The following is a 24,928-nucleotide window of genomic DNA, read 5'->3' on the forward strand; positions in this document are numbered from 1 at the left end:
AGCCGCGTTGGCTCCCGTTACCGACATGGGCGGCGGCATCCTGGCTGTCATCGACCGAGCGGTGCGCGATCCGAGCGTGGACGTGGAAAAGATGGAGCGGCTGCTGGCTATGCACGAGCGCGTGATGGCTGAGAGCGCCCGCAAATCCTTCATGGCCGCCTTCCGCGATGCCAAGCAGGAAATGAAGTCGGTCGTCCGCAACAAATACAATGAGCAGACGAAATCGGGCTATGCCGATCTGGACGCGGTGAGCGCGCAAATTGATCCAATCTGCGAGAAGCACGGCTTCTCCATGTCGTTCGGCAGCTTCCCGGCCACCAAGGAAGGCCATTACGGCGTCTCCTGCGTCCTCATGCACGAGGAAGGCCACGAGAAAGAATATTCTGCGGAAGTTCCCGCCGATATGACCGGCATGAAGGGCAACCAGAACAAGACGGCTACCCACGGCTTCGGCTCAACCATGTCCTATGGTCGCCGCTACCTCAAGTTGATGGTGTGGGATATCGCCACCCGCGACGACGACGGAAACGACGCCAGCGCCATAGAGACGATCAACCCCGAACAGGCTCAGCAGCTGCGCGACATGCTCAACATCAAGGGCAAGTCGGAACCGCGTTTCGTCACCTTCCTCAACGACAAGTGCAGCTACAGCATCGCCAAGATCGAAGACCTTTGGGCTTCCGACTTTGCCGCTGTGCTGACCACTCTCAAGGCCGCCTGACATGCAGATATTCGATTGCACCCAAGGCACCCCGGAATGGTTTGCGTGCCGCATGGGCATCCCAACCGCCAGCCAGTTTTCGACCATCATGGCAAGTGGGCGAGGGGGCGGCGAAAGCAAGACTCGGCGCACCTACATGCTGAAACTGGCTGGGGAAATCCTGACCGGCGATCCCATGGACAATTTCAGCAACTCGCACACCGAGCGGGGGCATGAAATGGAGCCGCAGGCGCGCAGCTTCTACGCGATGCAGCGCGACGTGGATCCGCAGCTGGTCGGCTTCATCCGCAGTGGTGACAAGGGCGCCAGTCCTGACAGCCTCATCGGCAATGACGGGATGCTGGAGATCAAGACCAAGATGCCCCACCTCATGCTTGACGTGCTGCTGCGCGGCGAATTTCCCGCCGACCACAAGGCGCAATGCCAAGGCCAGCTTTGGGTCGCTGAACGCGAGTGGGTGGACCTCATTTGCTACTGGCCCAAGATGCCCAGCTTCATCATCCGGGCGCACCGGGACGAAGAATATATCAAGCAAATTAGCGGCGCGGTGGACCGGTTTAACGATGAACTGGCTGAGATCGTCGCGCGCTTCCAGAAAAACGAAAGGATCGCGGCATAATGGCCGGGTCAAAGTCCTGCGAGGTGTGCGGTGCCTCATTCGCCCGTCGCGCGCGGGACAGCCAATCGCAATGGGAAGCGCGGCAGTTCTGCTCGTGCGCTTGCGCCAATAAAGTCAAAAAGGCGAAACCGATTTCGGCTGCACTTCTCCGCAACTTGGCGGGCGATCGGTGCATAGTCTGGGGCGGAACCTTCAATGGCCACGGCTATGGCGTTGTCCAGCATGATGGCAAGCGGTGGATGGCGCATCGTCTGGCTTATGTGCTGGCTTACGGTGAGATCGATGATGATCAGATTGTCTGTCACCGCTGCGACAATCCCGGCTGCGTAAATCCGAAGCATCTGTTCGCCGGAACGCAAGCTGACAACGCCCAGGACATGGCCCGCAAGGGCCGAATGAATCCGTCATCCATCCTCAATCTTCGCCCCGGCAAGCGCGGCTTCCACGGCGCGGGGCCACTTTCTCGAAAGGAACTCGCATGGCGGGCTCAGTAAATAAGGTCATTTTGGTTGGAAATCTTGGCTCTGATCCAGAAGTGAAATCCTTCACCAACGGCGGGAAGCTGTGCAATCTACGCATTGCCACTTCCGAAAGCTGGAAGGACCGGACCAGCGGTGAGCGAAAGGAGCGAACCGAATGGCACAGTGTGGCTATCATGTCGGATGGGCTGGTCGGCGTCGCTGAGCGTTTCCTGCGCAAAGGATCGAAGGTCTACGTCGAAGGCCAGCTTCGCACCCGCAAATGGCAGGATCAATCGGGCAACGACCGTTACACGACGGAGATCGTGTTGCAGGGGCCGAATAGCGTCCTGACCATGCTCGATGCACCGCAAGGCGGCGGTCAACAGGGCGGACAGCAGCGCCGTGATGCGCCGCGCCATCAGAACCAGAATGGCTTTGGCAGTGATGGCGGCTTCGGATCGGGCGGCGGATTTGGTGGTGGCGGCTACGACCTCGATGATGAGGCGCCATTCTGATGCTTCCCCGTCGCATCCCGAAGCGGCGCAGTGACGCGCAGACCCGCAAGCGGTCGATTGCGCACTGCAACTTCGTCCGCTCTCACGCTTGCTGCTCATGCGGTTCGACTGCGGCGATCGAGGTCGCCCATGTCCGAACCGGAACAGATGGCGGTATGGGCACCAAGCCCTCCGACTGCTGGACGATCAGCCTGTGCCACGACTGCCACGCTCGCCAGCATCAGATGGGAGAGGGGTCATTCGAGAAGTGGGCCGGGATCGACATGAAATATCTGGCGCGGGAATTTGTGAAGGCCAGTCCGCGCCGCCGCGAGCTGGAGGATATGGTCAATGGCTGACACTGCACCGCTGATCTTCGCGCCCCGCCTTGGTGGGCTGTTCCCGGCGTCTCCTGCTGCTGAAAAGGCGATGGCTGATGTGAAGGGCAATGTGCGCGTCAAGATCACGCGGATGCAGGGCAACCATAAGCGGATCGCTCTTTACTGGATCACGCTTGGTATCTGCGCGCCGATGCTTTCCGCCATGTGCGAGGGCGATGCGATTGATGACGCGATGCTCCACCGCATCCTGAAAGATCGGCGCGGCCTCTACACGACGACGACCCTCCCCAGCGGAGAGGTGGTCAAGAATTACGACAGCATCAGCTTTGCCAAGATGAGCGAGCCTGAGCGCAATGAATACATCAGTTGGGCCTTTGAGACGCTGAGCAAATGGCTTGGCGTCCCGGTCGAAGCCCTCACGACAGAAGCCCGCGCGGCTTAACCCAGGGAGACGAGAAATGTCCTTTTTCGGATTGATGACAGTGAAGGCGCATGAGGCGGCGATGGCCGTGTTCATCAGCGATCGGGCGAAGGCGATGGTTGACGCGCAGCAGGAACGCGAAACGGCGGGCCGATTGCTGGGCAAGAACGTGGCCCTGCGGTCCGAGGTTGCTGCGCTGACCGCAGAACTCGCCACCCTCAAAGCCGAGCGCGACCGCCGCCTGGCACCGCTGATCGCTGCCAATGCTGAACGTGCCGCTGCCAGTGCGGCGAAGCGGGCGGGGAAGAAGGAGGCGGTTTGATGGACGGTCCACGCCAGATCACCCTTGAGCAGTTCCATGCCGACATCAAAGCGCAGAACGCAGCCAGCAAAGAGGATATCACTTTCGTTTGCCCCATGTGCGGCACCCACCAGTCGGCCAGAGATCTGATCGATGCGGGCGCTGGCAAGACGTTTGATGAAGTCGAAAAATATCTCGCATTCTCTTGTCTGGGGCGATTCACCGACGCTGGGCCGCCGCGGAATAAACCAGATGGTAAGCCATGCAATTGGACGCTTGGAGGCCTGTTCCGGCTGCACAAACTAGAAGTGATCGCGGACGGGAAGGCTCACCCGCGTTTCGAACTAGCTGACCAGCCGAAGATTGCGCGCCACGCCGCCGCCTAACCAGTCCCCCAGAAGGCGGGGCGCCAGTCTAACAAACGGCCCCGGAAATTTCGATGACCCGCGACCCCGCCCTATCCCAAGCGATCCGCGCGAAGACGCTGGCCCTGATGAGCAACCCTCTACGTCCGATCGATCCGAAACCCCGCGGCCATCGCGAATGGATGGTGCCGCTTGCTGAGAGGAAAAGCCGGTGAGTGATTCCCAAACCCCCGCGCAGGATTTGCGGAGCGCGCTGGAGCCGTTTGCGTCATGGGCGCAACGCAATGTCGATGACAGCGGCTGGAACGATGATGGCGTAACTGGTTGCCGCGAACGGATAGTCGATTGGTTCGGTCCTTCGCAATTTCGCGCTGTGATGGAGGCCTATGCCGCCCTCGCCCAACCCGCAGAAAACGCAAAGGCCGGGGAGGTGGAAGGCCTAGAACGCGCCGTGAAGATGGCGCATGAAACGATGGCGATCGGCGACGATGGTTCTGATGCGCATCTTCATCGCGCCCATGTCCATGCCGCGTGGGTGGTCAAACTCGCATCCCTATCCCCCGCCGCCCATGCCGATGTGCGAGAGGCTTTGGTTCATGATGACGACTGCGAGGCGATGCTTCGGCCGCGTGCTGATTGCACATGCATCCCCCAATTGCGTTCCACCCCGGCCGCCGCTCTGGACGAGGGGGAAGGGTGATGTTTGGCGATCGATGCTTGGGGCTGTCAGGGTGCGGCCATTCGACTAACTGGACATGTGGCCGCACCTGCGACGAGGTAATTGAACGAGACGAACATATTGCCTCGGCCCCGCCTATCAGGGCCGATCCGCCTAGCGATGTTGAGCGGTTACAATCCCAAATCGAAGGCATGGCGCTCTACGTCCAGCATGGGACAGCGTGCGATGCCAACGACTTTGACTATCTCGACAAGACACCATGCACATGTGGCCTGCGAGCGTTTTACAATCCAAAAGGCCAAGCCCTCCAGCAAGGATCGGGACAATGAGCCGTCAAGAAGAATTGAATGAATATAGGCGTCAGCGGATGTGGAAAATCTGCGATTGCAGCGATGAGCTTAAGGCGGATGTTCGTCGTCATGGAACATGCTTATCCGGGTCGTGCCCTCTTGCATGGAAAGCCCTGGGACTTCCTAGACCGAGATCGGGACAATGAGCGCCTGCCAATCCTATCGCGTTGGCGCAATATGCGCAGACGGGTTCGTTCAGAAACCGATTTGCCACGGACACGCAGGATGTCCGCACTGTGGCCATCTGACCGGCGCGGCAACGCCGAATTGTTGCCGGGATGAATTGCCAGCGGTATGGGCCAACGCAGACGGTTCGCCACGGTTTCTTAAGGGACGGTCGCGATGAGCGGAGTAACAGCGCGCGCGGTCCAAGCCGCTGCGGAAAAGCTACGCGACGAACTGACCGAAATGGGCATCGGTCCGCGCATTTTCCCAATGGCGTTTGATGTGATCGCATCCCGTAGCGCCATCTGCAATCGGTTTGCTGCGATCATCAACGAGATTAAGGACACCACCCATGCCGATTGAGCCGAGCGAGAGGGCGCGGAAGGCTGCGGAAGCGCTGTTCTATCTTGCCTGTGACGGTGGCGACAAAGGTCACATTGAAGAATCCTTCGCCCGCTTCGAAGCCGAGACGCGCAAGGATGAGCGGGAGAGGTGCGCGGAGGTGGCCAAAAACACCAACGCGCCACAGCCAGAAAGCCTTGAGCAATGCGCGATTGTCAAATGCATCTATGCGCACGGAGAGAAGATCGCCGCCGCCATACGCAACCGGGAGGGTAAGCCATGAGCGCGACATACTCGCCCGATTCGCGCGGTCATTTCTGCGTCCATTGCGGCAAAACGTCGATCCGGCATTTCATTGTTTCTGGCCAACGGTCTTGCGATTTTGGGACCGCCAACGACAACCGCGCCCCGGTGGCGTTCAGCGACGACATCGATCCTGGCTCGCGTGATCCGGTTTTGGGTGAGAGGGGGTAGGGGTGGGCGCTCACGTTCCGCACTGGCCCAGGATGCTCAAGAGGGCGTCCGTTTGCGCCTATCTGGAAATCTCCGCCGCCGAACTGGAGCGTGAGATTGCAGGCGGTCGCTTGCCGCACCCTGTTAAGCTGGGCAATGGCCTTCATTGGAGCCGGGTCGATATCGACGCGCATCTGGAGCGCCTGACCGGCGAGGCCGCCGCAGACGATTGGCGCAAGAACACAAAGCTGTATGCGAATGGCTAGGATCGTCAAATATGTGAAGCGGACCAAGGCCAAGGGTCGCTATTATTACTATTTCGACACCGGCCAGGATGACGACAACGGCAAGCGCGTGTGGAAGCGGTTGCCTGATCCTGCTGACCGGACCTTCTCCGCGACCTATGCGGCCCTTCTTGGACACCGTTCCCGGCGCGTCAATGCGGCTCAGCAATTGAGCGTCGCCAAGCTGGTCGAACTGTATCAGGCGAGCGCGGAATTTGAGAAGAAGAAGGCTCCATCCACGCAGCGGCTCTACCGCCTCTATCAGGGTGAGTTGGTCGATAAGCTGGGCACCGCGCCGGCGCAGTTGGTCGAGCGCAAGGATATCGTACTGCTTCTCGATCAGATGGCCCACAAGCCCGGCGCGGCGAATATGGTGAAACGAGCTGGCAGCGCGGCCTATGCGTGGGCGCGAGATCGTGGCCATGTGACGAATGATCCATTTTTCGAGATCGAGGAAATGGAAACCGGCGAGCATGACCCATGGCCGGAACAAGCGCTTACAGCGTGCCTCGAATCGGATGACGATCTGGTGCGCCTGTCCGTCCACTTGCTTTATTACACGGCGCAGCGAATCGGTGATGTGTCCGCGCTGAATTGGCGCGATGTTCACGACGATCATATCGCGGTCACTCAGCAGAAGACGGGCAAGCCGCTGGAGATTCCGATCCACGCCGATCTGGCGAAGGAGTTGGCCCGGCACCCACGCAGCCTGGCTACCATCATTCCCGGCAAGCCGACCGAGGGGAAGAAGAACAAGATCAGGCTGGCGATCCAAGCGGCCTGCGCTCCGGTCAAAGTTGTACCACACGGGCTGCGCAAGAACGCGGTGAACACGCTGCTGGAGGCGGGGTGTAGCGCGGCGGAAACGGCATCCATCAGCGGCCAGTCGCTCCAGATGGTGGAGTATTATGCCAAGCTTCGATCGCAGAAGAAATTGAGTCAGGCGGCCATGCTCAAATGGGAAAGAACAAAGCGGTGACTTTCAAACTCCTTCAAACAGGCCCGATTCGCGGCGGAAAAGCGTTGCTATTTTTTACCAAAGCGTAACCATGGAACAGATGGATTCACCCGACTTCCCCGTTGCCGCATTCGACCGGCGGGCCTGGCCGATAGGCGGGCGGCTGGACTATTGGACCGCGCCCGATGGCTGGCCGATCCGTCGCTATCGGCTGGGTTCGGGCGCGCGCGGGCGGATGCTGGTGATGGGCGGCCGCGGCGACATGATCGAAAAATATCTGGAGGTCATCCATCACTGGGCGGCGCGCGGCTGGGCCGTGACCAGCTTCGACTGGCGCGGGCAGGGCGGATCGGGCCGACTGACCGACGATCCCCTATGCGGTCATATCGACGACTTTGCCAACTGGATCGTGGATCTGAACGCCTTGGCGGCCGACTGGCGCGCGGAAGGCGACGGGCCGACCGCGATGGTGGCGCACAGCATGGGCGGCCATATGCTGTTGCGCGCGCTGGCCGAAGGGATGCCGTCGCCCGACGCGGCGGCCGTGGTCGCGCCGATGCTGGGCGTCCATAGCGCGCCTTTGCCGCGCTGGCTGGCGGTGGCGATCGCCCGTTTCATGGTGGGGACGGGTCGGGGAGAATTGCCCGCCTGGACGCAGAAGGAGCAGTCGGAACGCCAGCGGCGAATGCGGCAGAAAAGACTGACGCATGATCCTGACCGCTATGCCGACGAAATCTGGTGGCGCGATCATAGCCGCGACATTGCGCTGGGTCCGCCGAGCTGGAACTGGGTGTTGCAGGCGCTGGAATCGACGAAGGCGCTGGCGCAAGGCGACGCCATCGCCCGCATCACGACGCCGCTGTTGGTGCTGGCGACCAAGGCGGACCAGCTTGTGTCCACGCCCGCCATCGTCAAGGTCGCGAGCCGGATCGCGAGCGCCCGGCTGCATATTTATGGCCGGGAGGCGGCGCACGAGATATTGCGCGAGCTGGACCCGGTGCGCCTTGACGCGCTTCACCGGATCGACGCTTTTCTGGACGAGGCCGCGCGTTGAATAACCCGGATATCGTCATCATCGGCGGCGGCATGGCCGGGGCCAGCCTTGGCGCGCATCTGGCGGCCGACGCCCGCGTGCTGATTCTGGAGATGGAGGATCGGCCGGGTTATCACGCCACCGGCCGTTCGGTCGCCTTCTGGGAGGAGACTTATGGCGGGGCGGAGGTGCAGCCGCTGACCACGGCATCAGGGTCTTTCCTCGCCACGCCCGATGCCGATTTTCACGACGGCGGTTTCCTTTCGCCGCGGCGGACGCTCCATATCGGACGGGCAGGGGATGAAGCGCGGCGCGATGCGCTGCTCGCGCAATTTGCCGGCAAGGTCGATTTGCAGCTTGTCGATCCCGCGGCGCTGGTGCCGGGTTTGCGGCCGGATTGGACGCTGGGTGTGCTGGAGGCGAGTTGCCAGGATATCGACGTGGCGGCGCTCCATGCGGCCTATTTGCGCCGCTTCCGCCGATCGGGCGGCGAGATTCGGCTCGGCACGATGCTGGTTGCGGGTCGGGTCGACGGACATGGCTGGCGGATCGAGACGAGCGAGGGGACGATCCGGTGCCGCCTGCTGATCGATGCGGCGGGGGCATGGGCCGATGCGGTCGCGGTCGCCTGCGGCGTTGCCCCGATCGGCATCCAGCCTTTACGACGAACCGTGGCGCAACTGCGCGTGCCCACGATGCCCTCGGCCGATCTGCCGCTGGTCATGGACCTGTCCGAACGCTTCTACTTCAAGCCGGAAGGGCAGGGGCGGTTGTGGTTGACCCCGCATGACGAATCATGGTCGCCGCCCTGCGATGCCGCGCCGGAGGAACTGGCGGTGGCGGAGGCGATCGCCCGGTTCGAGGAAGCGGTCGATTGGCCGATCGCGGCGGTCGAACGGAAATGGGCGGGGCTGCGCAGCTTCGCGCCCGATCGCGCGCCTGTCTATGGCTTCGACCCCGACGTGCCGGGATTCTTCTGGTTCGCCGGGCAGGGCGGTTTCGGTATCCAGACCGCGCCTGCCGCGGCGTTGCTGGCGAGCGCGTTGATCCGGGGCGAAACGCCGCCTTTCGCCAGCCTTGATCCGGGCGCTTATTCGCCAGCCCGGTTTCGCTAACGCCTTCAACCGCGCATGGCGCGTCGGCTGGCCAGTCCCATCATCGCAAAACCGGCGAGCGCGGCGGCGACATTGGCCATTGCCGCGCCCCGCGTGCCGTAAAGCGGCAACAGCGCCGATTGCAGCCCCAGCAGCAGCAGGGTCGAAACGAAGGTGATGCGCAGCGACAGGCCGGCCCGGTCGGTCGCCATCAGCAACGGGCGATAGCTGACCCCCACCAGGTCGATGCAGGCCGCGATCCCCAGCAATAGCAGCAGCGGATAGGCGGGCACGAAATCCTTGCCCGCGATCAGCCCCAGCAGCGGATGGCCGATCGTCACGATCAGACCGATGATGACCGCGCCCGCCACCAGCGCCAGCCGGTTTGTGCGGCGGAACAGCGCGCCCAGCGCGTCCTTGCCATGCGTGTTGGTGCGGGACAGTTCGACGAAGATGCTGCGCGAGAGCAGGCTGGAAATCTTGGTCAGCGAATTGGCGAGCTGGTTGGCGAGGCGGTAGAGGCCCGCGCCCATCGGGCCGACGAAGCCGCCGACGATCAGCACCGCGACCTGCTGCCCGATGGAGGACAGGCTGGTCTGGAGATTGGTGGCGGTCAGGAAGCCGATGATGCCGGGATTTTCGCGGCGCGCGTCCAGCGCCCGGCCGGTGCGCCAATTACCGATCCGTCCGCGTCCGACCTTCAGCGCAAGATACCAGTAGCTTATGGCGCAGAGCAGTTCGGCAAAGGCCCAGGCGATCAGGAAGCCGCTGATGTCGGGCATGACCGCCAGCGCCACGCCTGCGCCGATCATCCGCCCGACGGGGATCATGGTTTCGGCGAAGGCGGCCGAATCGAACCGGTCGAACAGGCGCAATATGCCGGTCGGGCTGGATCGGATGGTGATCATCATCACCATGCAGAAGGCCCAGACCTGCCATCCCATGTCCGGCCCGCCCATCCCTGAATCCAGGCCCAGCAGATCGCCGAAGAGCAGGATGATGGCCGCGGCGATCAGGCCGCCGGCGACCGCCGAGGCAAGGTCGATCAGAATGCAGAAGCGCAGCACGCGGTTGAGGGCGTCGCCATTCCCGTCCGTCACATGCGGCTGGCCATAGCGCACGACGATCTGCCAGCTGTCGAAGCTCACCAGCGTCTTGATGACGTTGGCGGCGCTCAGCACAAGGGCGAAACGGCCGAAATCCGCGACGCCCAGCGTGCGGGTGACGATGGCGAGATAGGCAAGGCTCAACACCGCGCCCACGCCCTTGCCGCCCAGCAGCCAGCCGGTATTGGCCAGGATGCGGGCGAAACCGTCGCTTGTCTGCCCCGATCCGCGTTTGAACATCACCGGCGACTGGTCCTTCATTTGCGCAGGAGCACGCCGCGCTTTAGGCGAGCGCAGGAACGAGTGCAAATGCCGCCTTTTTTTTGGCAAGATTGCCGACTAATGCCGCCCCCATGACGATCACCAAAGCCATCATCCTGTCCGCCGGCCAGGGTTCGCGCCTGCTTCCACTGACCCGCGACGTGCCCAAATGCATGATCGAGTTCAACGGTCGCACCCTCATCAGTTGGCAGATCGCCGCACTGGTCGCCAATGGCGTGACCGATATCGTCGTCGTCACCGGATTCCGTACCGAGCGGGTCGAGGATCATGCGCTGCAATTGTATCGCGAAACGGGCGCGCGCATCCGTTGCGTGTTCAATCCCTTCTTCCAGGTCGCCGATAATCTGGGCACCTGCTGGATCGTGCGGGAGGAGATGGACTGCGACTTCATCATCCTGAACGGCGACACCATCATATCGGACGAGATCGTCGCACGCCTGATCGCCGGGGCGCAGGACGCCATCACCGTCACCGTCGATATAAAGGCGGACGGTGATTATGACGATGACGACATGAAGGTGAACCGGGACGCAAGCGGCCGGTTGCATCATATCGGCAAGCGGCTGTTGCCGCCCGACACCAATGCCGAATCGATCGGTATGCTGGCCTTCACCGGCGAAGGCCCGGCGATTTTCCGCAACCAGATCGACCAGATGATGCGCACCCCCGAAGGCGTCGAACGCTGGTATCTGCGCGCCATCGACATCATCGCCAAGGGCAACCGCGTCGGCACCGCCTCGATCGAGGGGCTGGAGTGGCAGGAGGTCGATTTCCACCAAGATGTCGAGGCGGCCAAGGCGCTGACGGCGAAGTGGGTAGCGCAGGGGCGGTACGGAAAATAGGCGGCGCACCGGGCGAGAGGCAGAAGTTCACTCCGTTGTCGGGTGAAATCGGCCAATAGTGGCGGTGACGTAGGCGCGGAGCGCGTGTTAAGCCGGCATGGGGCCACGACGCCTGCGCGACTCGCACGCGACGCTGATGCGCCAGCGACGCGCCACCTGCGCAATCTGCGTGCATCCGCATTGGGCAGCCATCGCCCCTTAAGGCCCGCTATCCTCGCCCTCATCCAACTGCGTCGGCGCTATCCTCGGTGGTGGCGTGCCTGAAGGGGCGATCGGCAAACGTATTGGCCCGCCGCCGATATTCACCGTCATGCCGCCTTCGTCCACGCCCAGCCCGACATTGCCGATGCCGGTTTCCACCGTCACATTGGCGATGGCGTTGACCAGGTCGGCGTCCTGCGTCTCCTCCGGCGCGTCCTCGACCGGTTCGTTGATCGCGCCGCTCATGAAATTGCGCCAGATGCGCGCGGGCACGCCGCCGCCGGCCGCGCCGCCGGGCAGGGGGGCATTGTCGTCATTGCCGATCCACACCGCCGTCACGAGGCCCCCGGCATAGCCGACGAAGATGGCGTCGCGGCTGTCCTGCGTCGTACCCGTTTTCCCGAACGTGCTGGTGCGCAGCGCCGCCGCGCTGCCGGTGCCGCGATTGGCGGCGGAGGAGAGGAGGTCGCGGATCATGTCGAGCTGATCCTGGCTGAATTGCCGCTGGCGCTGCATCAGCTTTTCGAACCACCGCTGTTCTTCGGGCGGCAGGCCATGCGCCAGCACCGGATAGGCGCCGGCAGCGACCGCCGCATAGGCTTCGGCCAGTTCGACCAGCGGGATTTCCGATGTGCCGAGCGCGAGGCTGAGATCCTCGGTCAGCGGCGCCGTGACGCCCAGGTCGCGGACGACCTTAATGACGTTGTCGACGCCAACCTTTTGCGTCAGGCGGACGGCCGCGACATTGCTCGATGCTGCGAACGCCTGGCGCAAGGTGATGCGGCCGCGATATTTGCCGCCATGATTGGCGGGGCGATAGGCGCCGGTGGTGATGGGCGTGTCGTCGATCATGTCGTCGGGCGTCATCCCCGCGCGGAAGGCGGCGAGATAGACGAACAGCTTGAATGTCGATCCCGGTTGACGCTTGGCCTGCACCGCGCGGTTGAAGCTGCTCTTGGCGTAATTTTTGCCGCCGACCATGGCGACGACGCTGCCGTCGGGCTTCATCGCCACCAAAGCGGCCTGCGCGCCGCCAAGGGGCGCGCGGCGGATGGCGGCTTCGGCAAGGCGCTGGATGCGCCAGTCGAGCGTGGTCTCGATCTTCTGTTCGCCATAGACGGCCCCAGCGCGGTCGCGCGCGTCAGCAAGCACCCAGTCGGCGAAATAGGTGCCGGTGGTGGCGTCGGGCGTGTCATGGACGTTGAGCCGGGCGGGGGGCAGGGCGTTGCGCTCCGCTTGGGCGAGATAGCCCGCATCGACCATCGCCTGCGTCACCAGCGCGGCGCGCGCGCGCGCGCCTTTCAGGTTGCTGGTAGGGGCGAGGCGGGAGGGCGCCTTCAGCAGCCCCGCCAGCATCGCGGCCTGCGGGATGGTCAGCCGTTCGGGCGCGCGGTTGAAATAGTGGAGCGCCGCGGCGCGCAGGCCGTACACATTGTCGCCGAAATAGACGTTGGAGAGATATCTCTCCATGATCTGGTCCTTGGTCAGCCACGCTTCCAGCCAGAGTGCGATCAGCGCCTCGCGCGCCTTGCGGCCGAAGGTGCGGTCGCTGGACAGGAAGACGCCCTTGGCGAGTTGCTGGGTGATGGTGCTGCCGCCCTGCGACGATCCGTCCGACCAGAGATTATGCCACATCGCGCGGGCGATGCCGCGCGGATCAACGCCCCAATGGGTCATGAAGCGGCGATCCTCGATCGCCATGAACGCCTGCGGCACATGGGCGGGGAGTTCGGCCATCGTCACCGGACGGTCGATCACCGCGCCGCGCCGGGCGATCAGGTGGCCGTCCGCCGACGTCAGGCTGATGCTGGGCGGGGCGATGGGCTTGAGCGAGCGGGAGAGCGGTGCCGTGACCGCGAGCCAGGCGACCAGAATCATCAGCACGGCGAGGCCTGCGGCGATCACCCATCCGGTGATCTGAAGCCGGCGACGCCAGGGCGTGGGCCGTGCGAAGGCGCTGGGCGGACCCGCGCCGAACTCGCGCGGAGGTTGCGCGAAGGGATCGCGTGGGGCGGAATCGGGCATGTCTTGGGTCATACTGTGTTATTCATATCATACAGTCAAGCCTGTCCCGCACCGGGACAGCGCGAAATTAGCCGCGATCGGGACTGGTCCAAATGGTAAATTTCGCGTTAACCAATCATCATGCGAAACCGACCCCTCGTCCTCACCACCGAATCGGCCCGCCATCCCTTCCGCCAGCGGCTGCCCGCCCATGTGCTGCGCGTGGCGGACCATATGTCCGCGCGCAAAAAGCGCGTCAGCGACGACGACAGCGACTGGAAGCTTTTCGGCCTGAGCTTCGCGGCCTTCTTCACGGCCTTCTACAGCTTCATTTTCTGAACGTCCGACCGGGTGTCCGGTCAGTGGCATAGAGGGCCGTCGCAGGCCTTGTGCAGCTTCCACGCCATCGCCGCGCAGGGCAGCGTCAGGAAGGCGACCAGCAGCAACTGCATCACCACCGATACGCCGGCGATGCTCAGGCCGATGGCGCAGAGCGATCCGGCCACCATCGCGCCCGAATTGACGATATTATTGGCCGCCACTGTGCGCGCCGCTTCGCATTTTTCGACCGTCGTGGTCAGGAAGGCGTAGAGCGGAACCACGAACATGCCGCCGAAGGTCGCGACGCCGAGCAGGCAGAACGACAAGGGAATCGCCAGCGGATGGGCCAGGAAGCCGGTCAGCGAGAGCATTTGCCCGTCCGGCGAGGGCGTCCACAGGTCGCACACGATGTGAAAGGCGACGATGCACAGCCCCATGCCGATCACCGACGCGGGCGCATATTTGGCCGAGACATGGCCCTGCAACAGCCGGTTGATCGCCACGGAGCCGATCGCAATGCCGATCGAGAAGATGGCCAGGAACAGGCTGGCGACCGGCTTGTCGGCGGTCAGGACATTCTTCACCAGCGGCGGGAACTGGATGAACAGGATCGATCCGACCGCCCAGAACAGGCTGATCGCCATGATCGCTAGAAACAGGCGGCGGATATGCATCGTGCCACGCACCAGCGCGACGGACGAGCGGATGATGTGGAAGTCGATCGGCTGCTGTTCTAGCAGCGACGGCGCGGAAGGCACTTTGCGACCGGCGACATAGCCGATCAGCGCGGTGATGATAATGCCGATCGCGGCGATCTCCACCGGGATCAGGCCGGCCAGGATCGTGCCGGCCAGGATTGCGATATAGGTGCCCGCTTCGACCAGGCCGGTGCCGCCCAGCACTTCGTCGTCATGCAGATGCTGGGGCAGGATCGCATATTTGATCGGACCGAAGAAGGTCGAATGGATGCCCATGGCGAACAGCGCGATCAGCAGCAGCGGAATCGCCAGCGTGTGGACCGCAATGCCGCTCCAAATGAGGCCAAGGCCGATCGCACCCACGCCCATGATGCCGATTTCGGCCGCCTTTACCCAACGGATGATGACCGCCTTGTCGCGCTGGTCGGCCAATTGGCCCGACAGCGCCGACAGCAGGAAGAAGGGCAGGATGAACAGGCCCGTGGCCAGCGCGCTGAACCAGGTTTCCGACTTCTCGTCATTATACACCTGATACACTACGAACAGGACCATCGCGTTCTTGAACAGATTGTCGTTGAACGCACCGAGCAGTTGAGTGATGAAAAGCGGCAGAAAACGGCGCTTGTTCAAGAGCCTGAGAGAGGCTTGCATGGATAGGGGCGTCTTCTTTTCCGTGAGCGACCGGGGCGGGGTCTAGCGGTTGCCGACGTCTGTGTCCAATGGGTTGGGCATGGGCGTACAGCTTTGCTTGTATGCCGCGCCGGACTGTGGCAGTTCGCGGCGATGCTCACGCTGCCCAATTTGCTGACGCTTTCGCGGATCGTGACGGTGCCGTTGCTGGTCGCTCTGCTGTGGCCGGCCGAACAGGGCGCGCGTTGGACGACCGGCTATGCGCTGGCCTTCGCCCTCTATTGCCTGATGGGCGTGACCGATTATTTCGACGGCTACCTCGCCCGCGCGCAGGGCACGGTGTCGAAGCTGGGCGTGTTTCTGGACCCCATCGCCGACAAGATCATGGTGGGCGCGGTCATCCTGATGCTGGCCGCGACCCGCGATATCGCGGGCATCCATATCGCCGCCGCGATGATCATCCTGCTGCGCGAGATCGCGGTGTCGGGCCTGCGCGAATTTCTGGCCGGGCTGCAGGTGTCGGTGCCGGTGTCGCGCCTGGCGAAGTGGAAGACCACGTTTCAGATCATCGCGCTGGGCGCGCTGATTCTCGCCGGGGCGGTGCCTCATATCCCCTTCGTTCAGACGGTCGGCATATTCACCCTGTGGGCAGCGGCGATGCTGACGCTGGTCACCGGCTGGGACTATCTGCGCGTCGGCATCAAGCATATGGACTGACCGGCGATGGCGGAACTGACCATCGTCTATTTCGCCTGGGTGCGCGAAGTCATCGGCCGCGACGAGGAGCAAGTCGAGCGGCCCGCGCCGGATAGCAGCGTGGCCGATCTGATCGCGACGCTGGCCGCGCGGGGTGGTGGCTATGCGCAGGCTTTGGAAGATCCGACCCGGCTGCGCGCGGCGATCGACCAGCGTTTCGCGCCGCTGGACACGCCAATCGGCGATGCGCGCGAAGTGGCGCTGTTTCCCCCGGTGACGGGCGGATGAAGCGGATCGCCATCCAGACGGCGGATTTCGATGTGGCCGCCGAACTGGCCGCGCTGGAGGCGCTGGGCGGTGGCGGCGTGGCGAGCTTTACCGGAATAGTGCGCGGGGAGGAGGGCGGTCTGATTGCGCTGGAACTGGAACATTATCCGGCGATGACGCAGGCGCAGGTCGACCGGATCGTGGAGGAGGCGCTGGCCCGCTGGCCGCTGCTGGGCGTCAGCGTGATCCATCGTTTCGGGCGGCTGGAACCGGGCGCGCGCATCGTGTTCGTCGGCACAGCGTCGCGCCATCGCGCCGCTGCGCTGGAAAGCTGCGCCTTCCTGATCGATTGGATGAAGTCCGACGCGCCCTTCTGGAAGAAGGAGCATTTTGGCGACGGTGCGACTCAATGGGTCGAGGCGCGGGCCGAGGATGAGGCGAAGGCGCAGGGTTGGCGTAGCTGACAACCTCCGTTCGCTTCGAGCGACGTTGAAAAGGAATAGCCCTGTGCCAGCTTTTCTCAACTTCGCTCGAAACCAACGATTATTTGCAGTTAAGCCGCTTCGGGCAACCGGCAGTTCAGCGCCGCGGCGTCGCGCAAGATGCCGGCCAGCAGGTGAAATTCCTTTTCGCGCGGGCTGTTCTTGCGCCACACCAACGCGATGTCGCGCCAGGCGCGATCCGACTGCAACGGCCGCGCGACGATCCGGGTGTGTTCCAATATGCCGCTCGCGATAGCCATTTCGGGGATCATGGTCATGCCCAGGCCATTGTCGACCATCTGGATCAGAGTGTGCAGCGATGTGCCCATCATGGTCGCGCTGGCGCGCAGGTCCGGGCGGTTGCAGGCGGCCAGCGCATGGTCCTTCAGGCAATGGCCGTCCTCCAGCAGCAACAATTTGCTCTCGTCGATCATGTCGGGGCCGATCCATTCGGGCGGATCGCGTGGTTCGTCATGCGGGAAGGCGACATAGAGCCGGTCCTGGAACAGGATTTCGCTGTCCACCTCGCCCATGGTGAAGGGCAGCGCCATCAGCACGCAATCGACATGGCCGTGGCGTAGCGATTCGATCCCCGCCTGGGTCGTTTCCTCGCGCAGATAGAGTTTGAGGTCGGGCCGGTCGGCGCGCAGCCTGGGCAGCATCCGCGGCAGCAGGAAGGGCGCAATGGTCGGGATCACGCTCATCCGCAACTCGCCGGTCAGCGGCTTGCCCGACGCCTCGGCGATGGCGGCCAGCTCCTCCGCCTCGCGCAGCACGCGATGCGCCTTGACCACGATGCGATCGCCCAGGGCGGTGAAGCGCACCACCCGGCGGGTGCGTTCGACCAAGGTGACGCCGATCAGCGATTCCAGTTCGCGGATGCCCGCCGACAGGGTCGATTGGGTGACGAAGCAACTGTCGGCGGCCTTGCCGAAATGCCCCTGTTCCTTGAGCGCAACCAGATATTGCAGCTGTTTGAGCGTGGGCAGGTAACTGGACATTTATCGGATTCCTCGATCAGAAATCCGAATATAAGCGTTTTAGCCGATATATCCAAGATATTTGGCGACACCGAACAGCGATGTGATGGTCAGGATCACGCCGACGGCGGTGAAAATGATGCGGGGGGCGACCCGGCGCGCCAGCATCGCGCCGAAGGGCGCGGCGATGACGCCGCCGATCAGCAGGCCCAGCGTATAGGTGGTGAAGGCTTCCCAGCCCAGATGGAGGAGGAAGGTCAGGCTGATCGACAGGGTCAGGATGAATTCGACCGTATTGACCGTGCCGATCGTGTGCCGCGGGCTGGATCCCTGGAGCAGCAGGTTCGACGTCACGATCGGTCCCCAGCCGCCGCCGCCGCTGGCGTCCATGAAGCCGCCGATCAGGCCTAGCGGTCCGACCCATTTGGGATCGCGCGGCTTGGGCGGCAGATGGAAGCCGCGCCAGATGAGGTAAAAGCCAATCGCGGCGAGATAGGCCAGAACGAAAGGCTTGATCACCGCGCCGTCGATATTGGACAGAAAATAGGCGCCGCTGACGCCGCCGATCACGCCGGGAATGATGAGCCGGGCGAAGAGTTTCCAGTCGACATTGCGGTGCAGGATATGGCTGATCGCCGATACGCCGGTGGTGAAGGTTTCGGCGACATGGACGCTGGCGGAGGCGCGGCTGGGCGACACGCCCAGGGTCAGCAGCAGGGTGCTGGAAATGACGCCATAAGCCATGCCCAGCGCGCCGTCGATGATCTGCGCGCCGAATCCGACGAGGATGAAAGGCAGGATTTCGCCGAAATGGGCGATAAAAGTGTCGATCATCCGCTACCCCTCACTGGAATTGTCTACTTCCATGATTGGTATATCGCGTGCCGCCAAGCAAGTTTCTATTTGCAGCGAAAAAGCGCGGTTAGCGCGCCATCTGGAAAAGCCGGGCAATCCCTCTTATATAGGGTGTTCACAACAAGTCTAGGAACGGTCAGGGACGTCTGGATGGTGCGCAACCTCATTTCCTATCTGGATTCGATAAAATCCCGCGATCCGGCGCCGCGGTCCCGTGCGGAAATCCTGCTCTACCCCGGCGTCTGGTCGCTGGCCTTTCATCGGGTGGCCCATCGCCTCTATCGCGCGCGGCTCTTCTTCCTTGCGCGGGCGGTAAACCATCTGTCGCGGTTCCTGACCGGCAACGACATCCATCCGGGCGCGAAGATCGGCAAACGCTTCTTCATCGACCATGGCTTTACCGTGATCGGCGAGACGGCCGAGATCGGCGACGATGTGACGCTCTACCAGAATGTCACGCTGGGCGGCACCGATCCCGCAAACGGCATCGCCGGCAAGCGTCACCCTACGCTGAACGACGGCGTGATCGTGGGGTCGGGTGCGCAGGTGCTGGGACCGATCAATGTCGGCGCGCGGGCGCGGGTCGGCGCGAATGCGGTGGTGACCAAGGATGTCGCCGATGGCGCAACCATGGTCGGCATTCCGGCGCGGGCGATGCTGGTCGATGTAACCGCCTATCAGCGTGACTTCATGCCCTATGGCACGCCTTGTTCGGACTGTTTCGACCCGGAAAAGCAGAAGCTGGAAATGCTCCAGTGCGAGGTTGAGCAATTGCAGAAGCGTCTCGCCGAACTGATGGCGGAGCGCCAGAGGCCCGTGCTGGCCGATGATGACGATGCACCGCTGTTCAAGGAGCGCGGCCGGGCCTGATGACCAATGTGACGCCGTTTCCCCATCAAGGAGCGGGGCCGGGGCCGAAGGACGGTCAGGTCGGGTTCGAGCGGCTGGAACTGCAACGGATCATGGATCTGTACGGCCGCATGGTGTCGGCGGGCCATTGGCGCGACTATGCGATGGATATGGGGCAGGAGGCGGCGATCTTCAGCGCCTTCCGCCGTACCGCCGAACGCCCCGAATATCGGATCGAGAAGCGCCCGGCGCTGCGCCATCGGCAGGGCATGTGGGCGCTGGTCGGGGAAAGCGGCCAGATATTGAAGCGCGGCCAGGAGTTGCAAGGCGTGCTGGCGCCGGTCGAACGCAAATTGCTGCGCATTGTCGAGGATTGACCATCACGCTGGCTGTCCCCCGCCGCCAAGCAGGGGACAGCCATCGCCGTCACGCGACGGCGCGATCCAGATAGGGCAGGCGTTCCGAAAGGCGCGGCGGCAGGCCGCCCACAATCAGCGCGCGGGCATGGTGCCATAGCGCCGACAGCAGCAGCAGCGCCGACCCGATCACCAGAGCGGTGAGCGCCCAGGACATCTCCACCGCACCGGCCTGGCGAAACAGGCCGTAGAGGGCGAAGAGGACGTAGGCGAGGCTGGAGACGAGCAGCGCCCGCCGGTCGATCGCCAGCGCGACCAGGCCGAAGGCGACGTAGAGGGCGATCACCAGCGCGGCACGACCGGCGCTGATCTCGTCGCCTTTAAGCACCCCCAGCAGGTAGAAGAGCGAATGGGCGATCATCGGCGCAGCGGCCAGGTGCAGCCAGAAGGCGACATCGGACCGGCGCGTGGTGCGGGCGCGGTCGCTCATGTCCCACCACATGGCGAGCGCGAAGATGGCGAGGCCAGCGACCAGCAGAAGGGTGAAAGGCAGGGTCATGCTGCCGGGCATGGCGGCCATGACCAGGCTGACGCCCACGCCCGCGGCCGCCGCCGCGCCGACCGCCACGGTGATCGGCACCATGAAGCGCCGCCAGTGCGCCCAGGCCGCCAGCACGCCCGCGCCGGCCGCGACGCACACGATCATCGAGGCCAGGCTGTCGCCCGCATGGGGGAATATCTGCGCACCCAGCGCGCCGACCGCAAAGACGATGCCGCCGACGAAACCGCCCAGCAAAAGGATGGAGGGCAGCGCCATGTGGCGGCGCCGGGTGAAATATTCGGCCAGGCCCCAACTGACGGCAGCCACCAGCAGGCCGGCCATGAAGGCAGGATGATGGTCCGGCGCCCCGAATCGCAGGCTGTTGCCGAGCCAGCCAACCGCCACCAGCAGCAGGACGCTGGCGATCGCGACGAAGATGTCGTTGAAGCCCGTCAGCAGCCGGAAATGTTCTTCGTCCACCATCGGCGAGGCGCGCAGTCCCGCCACATGATCGCGCAACGCCTGCGCCGCCTGCGCGGGGATTGCGCCCGCCGCTACGGCATCCTGTAGATCGCTCTCGCTATACATCGTCCTGCTCCCGACACTCTCTGGCAGCGTCGTTATAGCATTGCTGTATTAATACATCAACACAGTTGATTTTGGCCTTTTTCCGAGGGTCGAGCGGTGTTAGCGCGGTGTGATAATAGAGGAGACGCCTGTTCCATGACCCTGCCGACATTGCTGGAAAGCCGCCTTGCGCTGCCGCTGATCGGGTCGCCGATGTTCATCATCTCGCAACCCGCCCTGGTCATGGCGCAATGCCGCGCAGGGATCGTCGGCGCCTTTCCCTCGCTCAATGCGCGGCCGTCGGGCATGTTCGAGGCGTGGTTGCAGCAGTTGCAGGCGGAACTGACCGACGCCGATGCGCCTTTCGCCGTCAACCTGATCGTCCACCGCACCAATGCGCGGCTGGAGGAGGATCTGGCGCTGTGCGTCCGATATAGGGTGCCGATCGTCATCACTTCGCTCGGCGCGCGCGAGGATGTGAATGCGGCGATCCACAGCTATGGCGGCATCGTCCTGCACGATATCATCAACGACATGTTCGCGCGCAAGGCGATCGAGAAGGGCGCCGATGGCCTGATCGCGGTGGCGGCGGGGGCGGGCGGCCATGCCGGCACGCTGTCGCCCTTCGCGCTGATCCAGGAAATCCGCCAATGGTTCGACGGGCCGCTGGCGCTGTCGGGAGCGATCGCAAGCGGCCGCGCCATCGCCGCCGCGCGGATGATGGGCGCGGACCTCGCCTATATGGGGTCGCCCTTCATCGCCACGGCGGAGGCCAATGCCGATCCGGCCTATAAGCAGATGATCGTCGACAGCCATGCAGCCGACATCGTCTATTCCGACGTGTTCACCGGCGTCCATGGCAATTATCTGCGCCCCAGCATCGTTGCTTCAGGGCTGGACCCCGACAGCCTGCCCAAGGCGAAGGACATGGATTTCGCGGCGATGACCGGTGGCGAGAAGAAGGCGTGGCGGGACGTCTGGGGTTGTGGCCAGGGCATCGGCGCAGTCGACAAGGTGCAGCCGACCGCCGATTTCGTCGCGGGGTTAAAGGCGGACTACCGTGCGGCTGTCGCCGGCTTCACCCTCTAGGAAGCCGCGAACCTCGCCGATGAAGCGGTCAAACTGGTCATGGTGCAGCCAGTGGCCGGCATCGGCGAACTCGACCAGCCGGGCGTCGCTGAAATGGCGGATGCGACCGTCCTTTTCCGGGTTGGATGCCCAGCTATCCTTGCCCAGGCACAGCAGGGTGGGACAACTGATCCGCTTCCAGAAGTCGGGCAGTTCCTCATCGGTACCCGCTTGCGGCGCCATGCCCTTGAGATACGGATCGAATTTCCAGCCGTAGCTGCCGTCTTCATTGCGATTGACGCCGTGGCTGGTCAAGTGCAGCGCCTGTTCGACCGTCAGATGTTCGTTGCGTTCGCGCATCCGGCCGATCGCCGCCTCGATCGTGGGATAGCGGCGCGGCGTGCGACGGGCGCCAGCGCGGCGGGTGTCGATCCATTCGCGCCAGGCGTCGGGCGCCGACTCCTCGGCCTTTTCCTTCAGACGTTGCGGCGACAGGCCAAGTCCTTCGATCGCGACGAGCTTGCGTATTTTATATGGGAAAAGACCCGCATAGCGCAGGCTGATCGCGCCGCCGAGCGAATGGCCCACGATCGTCACCGGCGACCGGTCTAGCAGGTCTACCAGTTGCGCCAGATCATAGACGAAATTGGCCATCATATAAGAGCCGTCGGGCGACCAGTCGCTGTCGCCATGGCCGCGCAGATCCGGGGCGATGACATGATAGTCCCGCGCCAGCGCCCGCGCCGTCCAGTCCCAGCTACGCGCATGGTCGAAACCGCCATGCACCAGGATCAGCGTCGGCGCTGACGGATTGCCCCAGTCGAGATAGTGTAGCCGAGTCCGCAAAGACGTGAAGAAATGCGAAGTCGGGGTCGGCGCGGTCAAGATGTCCATGCGATCCTGCGGGCTGGGAACAGATATGGACCCCATCAGGGAACTGCACCGGTGTTGCAAGCAAAGAGCGACGAAAAATGCCGCCTTTCCAATATTTCAGCCGAGCTTTTCGAAAAGTGGATCAGCCGCCGGGAAGGGAAGGATCGGGTCCGTGCTCCACGATCGCCGCCGTCAGCGCAGCGCGCATGGCGGTCGCGACCGTGCGCGCCAGCTCCGCCTGCCTGAAGGGCTTGTCGAGGCGCAGGCGCTGCGTGGCGTGCGGCGGCAGCTCTGCAAAGCCAGTGATAATGACGACCGGCAGGCCGGGCTGCATCTGCTCGATCGCGTCGGCCAGTTGCGCGCCGGTCATGCCCGGCATGGCATGATCGGTGACGACCAGGTCCACGCTGCCGCGCTCCAACAACCGCAGCGCATCGGCGCCGGAAGACGCCTGAAACACGGTATGACCCAGATCCTCCAACATGCCGGCGGTGTTCGTCAGCACCAGATCGTCGTCATCCACCGCCAATATGACCAGAGGCGTATCGGGGTCGTGCATATCCTCCACCACCATGGCGATGTGCCGGGCATTCGCGTCGACCTGCGCCATCGGCAGCCATAACGACACGCTGGTGCCGACGCCGGGTTCGCTGGCGATCGTCAGCGATCCGCCGCATTGCTGGGCGAAGCCATGCACCATCGACAGGCCAAGGCCGGTGCCTTTGCCCACGCCCTTGGTAGTGAAGAAGGGTTCGCGCGCGCGCTCCAACGTCGCAGCGTCCATGCCCTCGCCCTCGTCGATCACGGACAGGCGGATATAGTCGCCAGCGCCCAAATCCGGCCTTTCGTCCTGCGCGACGATCATCTGCGCCGCTTCGACGATGATCCGTCCGCCGTCCGGCATGGCGTCGCGCGCATTGACCGCCAGGTTGAGCAGCGCCAGCTCCAGTTGCGAAGGGTCGGCATGGGCCGCGCCCAGCGCCGGCGGAAAGCGCATCTCTATGGCCACCGCCGCGCCCAGCGTGGTGCGGAATAATTCGGTCATGCCCTGCACCAATGTGATGCAGTCGATGCTCTGCAGCTTCAGTTCCTGCTTGCGCGCAAAGGCCAGCATCCGCTGCGTCAGGGTCGCTCCGCGCTCGGCCGCGGTCATGGCATTGTCAAGATAGCGGGCGATGTCGCCGCCGGTGGCCAGCCGTTGCCGGGCAAGGTCCAGGCTGCCCACGATCACCGCCAGCAAATTGTTGAAATCATGCGCCACGCCACCGGTCAGCTTGCCGATCGCATCCATTTTTTGCGTCTGGATGATGGCGTCGCGCGCTTCGTCGAGCGTGCGCTGCGCCTCGCGCCGTTCGGTCAGGTCGCGGGTGATCTTGGCAAAGCCCAGCAATGTGCCGTCCGGGGTGCGGATCGGGTCGATCACGACATTGGCCCAGAAGCGCGATCCGTCCTTGCGGATGCGCCAGCCTTCCGCTTCGAACCGGCCCACGCTCTGCGCGGTATGGAGCGCGCGGGAGGGGAGGCCCGCCAGCCGATCCTCCTCGCTGTAGAAGCGGGAGAAATTCTGGCCCAATATCTCCTCGGCCCTGTAGCCCTTGAACCGTTCCGCGCCCATGTTCCAACTCGTCACCGTGCCAACGGGGTCCAGCATGTAGATGGCGTAATCGGTCACGCTCTGGACCAGCAGCCGGAAGCGTTCCTCGCTCGCGCGCAAGGCGTCCTGCGCGGCGCGACGCTCAGTCAGGTCGCGCGTCACCTTGGCGAAGCCCAGCAGGCGTCCGTCGGGCGCGCGGATCGGGTCGATCACCACGCTGGCCCAGAAACGTCCCCCATCCTTGCGGACGCGCCAGCCCTCCGACTCGAACCGGCCTTCATGCTCGGCGGCGTAGAGCGCCATGGCGGGCACGCCGCTCGCCAAATCCTCCGGCGTGTAGAAGCGCGAAAAATGCTGGCCGATAATCTCATCCGCCTCATAGCCCTTGAAGCGGCGCGCGCCCGCGTTCCAACTGGCCACGATGCCCGTGGGATCGAGCATGTAGATGGCGTAGTCGGTAACGCTTTGAACCATAAGTTCGAAGCGATTGCCTGTTTCGTCAGTGGAGGCGGTAATCATGATGTCCCCGAATTAAGCGCCGGCGGACGGTGCTCTCTTTGCCATTGGCAAAACGGCGCTGCGACGCAATCGTTCCATGGCCTTGCACGGCCCGCCCCCTTGACTTGAAACGCCGC

At 63.6% G+C, this 24,928-nt stretch carries 32 protein-coding genes; 24 read left to right on the forward strand and 8 right to left on the reverse strand.

Features of this window, described 5'->3' with window-relative positions; genetic code table 11:
- Window positions 1–25: 25 nt before the first annotated feature.
- From sphantq_RS14955 to sphantq_RS15030, 16 genes are all read left to right on the forward strand, one after another.
- Complete coding sequence (locus sphantq_RS14955) at window positions 26–721, forward strand: ERF family protein (protein ID WP_272798886.1); 696 nt, start codon at window positions 26–28, stop codon at window positions 719–721.
- A gap of 1 nt (window position 722) precedes the next feature.
- Window positions 723–1,340: a lambda exonuclease family protein gene (locus tag sphantq_RS14960; RefSeq protein WP_272798887.1), complete on the forward strand. Its 618-nt coding sequence runs from the start codon at window positions 723–725 to the stop codon at window positions 1,338–1,340.
- Entirely contained in the window at window positions 1,340–1,834 is a 495-nt protein-coding gene (locus tag sphantq_RS14965; RefSeq protein WP_272798888.1) for an HNH endonuclease signature motif containing protein, read from the forward strand. Before sphantq_RS14960 ends, sphantq_RS14965 begins: the two co-directional genes overlap by 1 nt.
- Window positions 1,819–2,316, forward strand: a complete 498-nt coding sequence (gene ssb, locus sphantq_RS14970) for a single-stranded DNA-binding protein (RefSeq protein WP_272798889.1) — start codon at window positions 1,819–1,821, stop codon at window positions 2,314–2,316. Before sphantq_RS14965 ends, ssb begins: the two co-directional genes overlap by 16 nt.
- Complete coding sequence (locus sphantq_RS14975) at window positions 2,316–2,654, forward strand: DUF968 domain-containing protein (protein WP_272798890.1); 339 nt, start codon at window positions 2,316–2,318, stop codon at window positions 2,652–2,654. The genes ssb and sphantq_RS14975 overlap by 1 nt, the downstream gene beginning before the upstream one ends.
- On the forward strand, window positions 2,647–3,078 hold the full coding sequence (locus tag sphantq_RS14980; RefSeq protein WP_272798891.1) for a hypothetical protein: 432 nt from the start codon (window positions 2,647–2,649) through the stop codon (window positions 3,076–3,078). Before sphantq_RS14975 ends, sphantq_RS14980 begins: the two co-directional genes overlap by 8 nt.
- Before the next feature lie 16 nt (window positions 3,079–3,094).
- Complete coding sequence (locus tag sphantq_RS14985) at window positions 3,095–3,379, forward strand: hypothetical protein (protein WP_272798892.1); 285 nt, start codon at window positions 3,095–3,097, stop codon at window positions 3,377–3,379.
- Window positions 3,379–3,744, forward strand: a complete 366-nt coding sequence (locus tag sphantq_RS14990; protein ID WP_272798893.1) for a VVA0879 family protein — start codon at window positions 3,379–3,381, stop codon at window positions 3,742–3,744. The genes sphantq_RS14985 and sphantq_RS14990 overlap by 1 nt, the downstream gene beginning before the upstream one ends.
- A gap of 53 nt (window positions 3,745–3,797) precedes the next feature.
- The gene (locus sphantq_RS14995) at window positions 3,798–3,938 is read left to right on the forward strand and encodes a hypothetical protein (RefSeq protein WP_272798894.1); all 141 of its coding nucleotides are present in this window, start codon (window positions 3,798–3,800) and stop codon (window positions 3,936–3,938) included.
- The gene (locus sphantq_RS15000) at window positions 3,935–4,423 is read left to right on the forward strand and encodes a hypothetical protein (protein WP_272798895.1); all 489 of its coding nucleotides are present in this window, start codon (window positions 3,935–3,937) and stop codon (window positions 4,421–4,423) included. Before sphantq_RS14995 ends, sphantq_RS15000 begins: the two co-directional genes overlap by 4 nt.
- Before the next feature lie 671 nt (window positions 4,424–5,094).
- Window positions 5,095–5,280, forward strand: a complete 186-nt coding sequence (locus sphantq_RS15005; RefSeq protein WP_272798896.1) for a hypothetical protein — start codon at window positions 5,095–5,097, stop codon at window positions 5,278–5,280.
- Window positions 5,270–5,542, forward strand: coding sequence for a hypothetical protein (locus tag sphantq_RS15010; RefSeq protein ID WP_272798897.1), 273 nt, complete (start codon window positions 5,270–5,272; stop codon window positions 5,540–5,542). Before sphantq_RS15005 ends, sphantq_RS15010 begins: the two co-directional genes overlap by 11 nt.
- Window positions 5,543–5,765: 223 nt before the next feature.
- Window positions 5,766–5,978, forward strand: coding sequence for a helix-turn-helix transcriptional regulator (locus tag sphantq_RS15015; RefSeq protein ID WP_272798898.1), 213 nt, complete (start codon window positions 5,766–5,768; stop codon window positions 5,976–5,978).
- Window positions 5,971–6,975, forward strand: a complete 1,005-nt coding sequence (locus sphantq_RS15020) for a tyrosine-type recombinase/integrase (protein ID WP_272798899.1) — start codon at window positions 5,971–5,973, stop codon at window positions 6,973–6,975. The genes sphantq_RS15015 and sphantq_RS15020 overlap by 8 nt, the downstream gene beginning before the upstream one ends.
- Window positions 6,976–7,045: 70 nt before the next feature.
- Window positions 7,046–8,008 carry an alpha/beta fold hydrolase gene (locus tag sphantq_RS15025; protein WP_272798900.1) on the forward strand — a complete coding sequence of 321 codons (963 nt, stop codon included), beginning with the start codon at window positions 7,046–7,048 and terminating at the stop codon, window positions 8,006–8,008.
- Window positions 8,005–9,102, forward strand: a complete 1,098-nt coding sequence (locus sphantq_RS15030) for an NAD(P)/FAD-dependent oxidoreductase (RefSeq protein ID WP_066600922.1) — start codon at window positions 8,005–8,007, stop codon at window positions 9,100–9,102. The genes sphantq_RS15025 and sphantq_RS15030 overlap by 4 nt, the downstream gene beginning before the upstream one ends.
- A gap of 5 nt (window positions 9,103–9,107) precedes the next feature.
- Here sphantq_RS15030 and sphantq_RS15035 read toward each other — a convergent pair whose 3' ends face one another.
- The gene (locus tag sphantq_RS15035; RefSeq protein ID WP_129925447.1) at window positions 9,108–10,427 is read right to left on the reverse strand and encodes a lipopolysaccharide biosynthesis protein; all 1,320 of its coding nucleotides are present in this window, start codon (window positions 10,425–10,427) and stop codon (window positions 9,108–9,110) included.
- A 113-nt stretch (window positions 10,428–10,540) separates the two neighbouring features.
- Here sphantq_RS15035 and sphantq_RS15040 point away from each other — a divergent pair, with 113 nt between their 5' ends.
- Complete coding sequence (locus sphantq_RS15040) at window positions 10,541–11,311, forward strand: phosphocholine cytidylyltransferase family protein (RefSeq protein ID WP_066600924.1); 771 nt, start codon at window positions 10,541–10,543, stop codon at window positions 11,309–11,311.
- 198 nt (window positions 11,312–11,509) lie between these two features.
- Here the strand turns inward: sphantq_RS15040 and sphantq_RS15045 are convergent, their stop codons facing one another.
- Window positions 11,510–13,537, reverse strand: coding sequence for a transglycosylase domain-containing protein (locus sphantq_RS15045; RefSeq protein WP_443021491.1), 2,028 nt, complete (start codon window positions 13,535–13,537; stop codon window positions 11,510–11,512).
- Window positions 13,538–13,657: 120 nt separating this feature from the next.
- On the opposite strand from sphantq_RS15045, the gene sphantq_RS15050 reads away from it, so the two are divergent.
- Complete coding sequence (locus sphantq_RS15050; RefSeq protein ID WP_066600926.1) at window positions 13,658–13,855, forward strand: hypothetical protein; 198 nt, start codon at window positions 13,658–13,660, stop codon at window positions 13,853–13,855.
- 20 nt (window positions 13,856–13,875) lie between these two features.
- Here the strand turns inward: sphantq_RS15050 and sphantq_RS15055 are convergent, their stop codons facing one another.
- Window positions 13,876–15,186 carry an MFS transporter gene (locus sphantq_RS15055; RefSeq protein ID WP_272798902.1) on the reverse strand — a complete coding sequence of 437 codons (1,311 nt, stop codon included), beginning with the start codon at window positions 15,184–15,186 and terminating at the stop codon, window positions 13,876–13,878.
- A gap of 132 nt (window positions 15,187–15,318) precedes the next feature.
- Between sphantq_RS15055 and pgsA the strand changes: the two genes are divergently transcribed.
- From pgsA to sphantq_RS15070, 3 genes are read left to right on the forward strand one after another with little or no spacing between them, the layout of a single operon-like run.
- Window positions 15,319–15,882, forward strand: a complete 564-nt coding sequence (gene pgsA, locus sphantq_RS15060) for a CDP-diacylglycerol--glycerol-3-phosphate 3-phosphatidyltransferase (RefSeq protein WP_066600929.1) — start codon at window positions 15,319–15,321, stop codon at window positions 15,880–15,882.
- A 6-nt stretch (window positions 15,883–15,888) separates the two neighbouring features.
- Window positions 15,889–16,149: a MoaD/ThiS family protein gene (locus sphantq_RS15065; protein WP_066600931.1), complete on the forward strand. Its 261-nt coding sequence runs from the start codon at window positions 15,889–15,891 to the stop codon at window positions 16,147–16,149.
- On the forward strand, window positions 16,146–16,592 hold the full coding sequence (locus sphantq_RS15070) for a molybdenum cofactor biosynthesis protein MoaE (RefSeq protein WP_066600933.1): 447 nt from the start codon (window positions 16,146–16,148) through the stop codon (window positions 16,590–16,592). Before sphantq_RS15065 ends, sphantq_RS15070 begins: the two co-directional genes overlap by 4 nt.
- An 89-nt stretch (window positions 16,593–16,681) precedes the next feature.
- Here sphantq_RS15070 and sphantq_RS15075 read toward each other — a convergent pair whose 3' ends face one another.
- Together sphantq_RS15075 and sphantq_RS15080 are read right to left on the reverse strand one after the other, a co-directional pair.
- Window positions 16,682–17,611 (reverse strand): hydrogen peroxide-inducible genes activator, encoded by a 930-nt coding sequence (locus sphantq_RS15075; RefSeq protein ID WP_129925384.1) that lies wholly within the window; start codon window positions 17,609–17,611, stop codon window positions 16,682–16,684.
- Window positions 17,612–17,650: 39 nt separating this feature from the next.
- Window positions 17,651–18,424: a sulfite exporter TauE/SafE family protein gene (locus sphantq_RS15080; RefSeq protein WP_066600937.1), complete on the reverse strand. Its 774-nt coding sequence runs from the start codon at window positions 18,422–18,424 to the stop codon at window positions 17,651–17,653.
- A gap of 171 nt (window positions 18,425–18,595) precedes the next feature.
- Here sphantq_RS15080 and epsC point away from each other — a divergent pair, with 171 nt between their 5' ends.
- Window positions 18,596–19,315: a serine O-acetyltransferase EpsC gene (gene epsC, locus sphantq_RS15085; RefSeq protein WP_129925385.1), complete on the forward strand. Its 720-nt coding sequence runs from the start codon at window positions 18,596–18,598 to the stop codon at window positions 19,313–19,315.
- Window positions 19,315–19,671, forward strand: coding sequence for a DUF2794 domain-containing protein (locus sphantq_RS15090; protein ID WP_272798903.1), 357 nt, complete (start codon window positions 19,315–19,317; stop codon window positions 19,669–19,671). The genes epsC and sphantq_RS15090 overlap by 1 nt, the downstream gene beginning before the upstream one ends.
- Before the next feature lie 49 nt (window positions 19,672–19,720).
- On the opposite strand, the gene sphantq_RS15095 is transcribed toward sphantq_RS15090, so the two are convergent.
- Window positions 19,721–20,779 carry a hypothetical protein gene (locus tag sphantq_RS15095; RefSeq protein ID WP_272798904.1) on the reverse strand — a complete coding sequence of 353 codons (1,059 nt, stop codon included), beginning with the start codon at window positions 20,777–20,779 and terminating at the stop codon, window positions 19,721–19,723.
- Between the two features lie 135 nt (window positions 20,780–20,914).
- Here sphantq_RS15095 and sphantq_RS15100 point away from each other — a divergent pair, with 135 nt between their 5' ends.
- Window positions 20,915–21,847, forward strand: a complete 933-nt coding sequence (locus tag sphantq_RS15100; RefSeq protein WP_272798905.1) for an NAD(P)H-dependent flavin oxidoreductase — start codon at window positions 20,915–20,917, stop codon at window positions 21,845–21,847.
- Here the strand turns inward: sphantq_RS15100 and sphantq_RS15105 are convergent.
- Window positions 21,803–22,720: an alpha/beta fold hydrolase gene (locus sphantq_RS15105; RefSeq protein WP_066600947.1), complete on the reverse strand. Its 918-nt coding sequence runs from the start codon at window positions 22,718–22,720 to the stop codon at window positions 21,803–21,805. The genes sphantq_RS15100 and sphantq_RS15105 overlap by 45 nt on opposite strands.
- 121 nt (window positions 22,721–22,841) lie before the next feature.
- Window positions 22,842–24,812 carry a hybrid sensor histidine kinase/response regulator gene (locus sphantq_RS15110; protein ID WP_272798906.1) on the reverse strand — a complete coding sequence of 657 codons (1,971 nt, stop codon included), beginning with the start codon at window positions 24,810–24,812 and terminating at the stop codon, window positions 22,842–22,844.
- Window positions 24,813–24,928: the final 116 nt, after the last annotated feature.

Source organism: Sphingobium sp. AntQ-1 (assembly GCF_028538045.1).
Classification (GTDB): Bacteria; Pseudomonadota; Alphaproteobacteria; order Sphingomonadales; family Sphingomonadaceae; genus Sphingobium; species Sphingobium cupriresistens.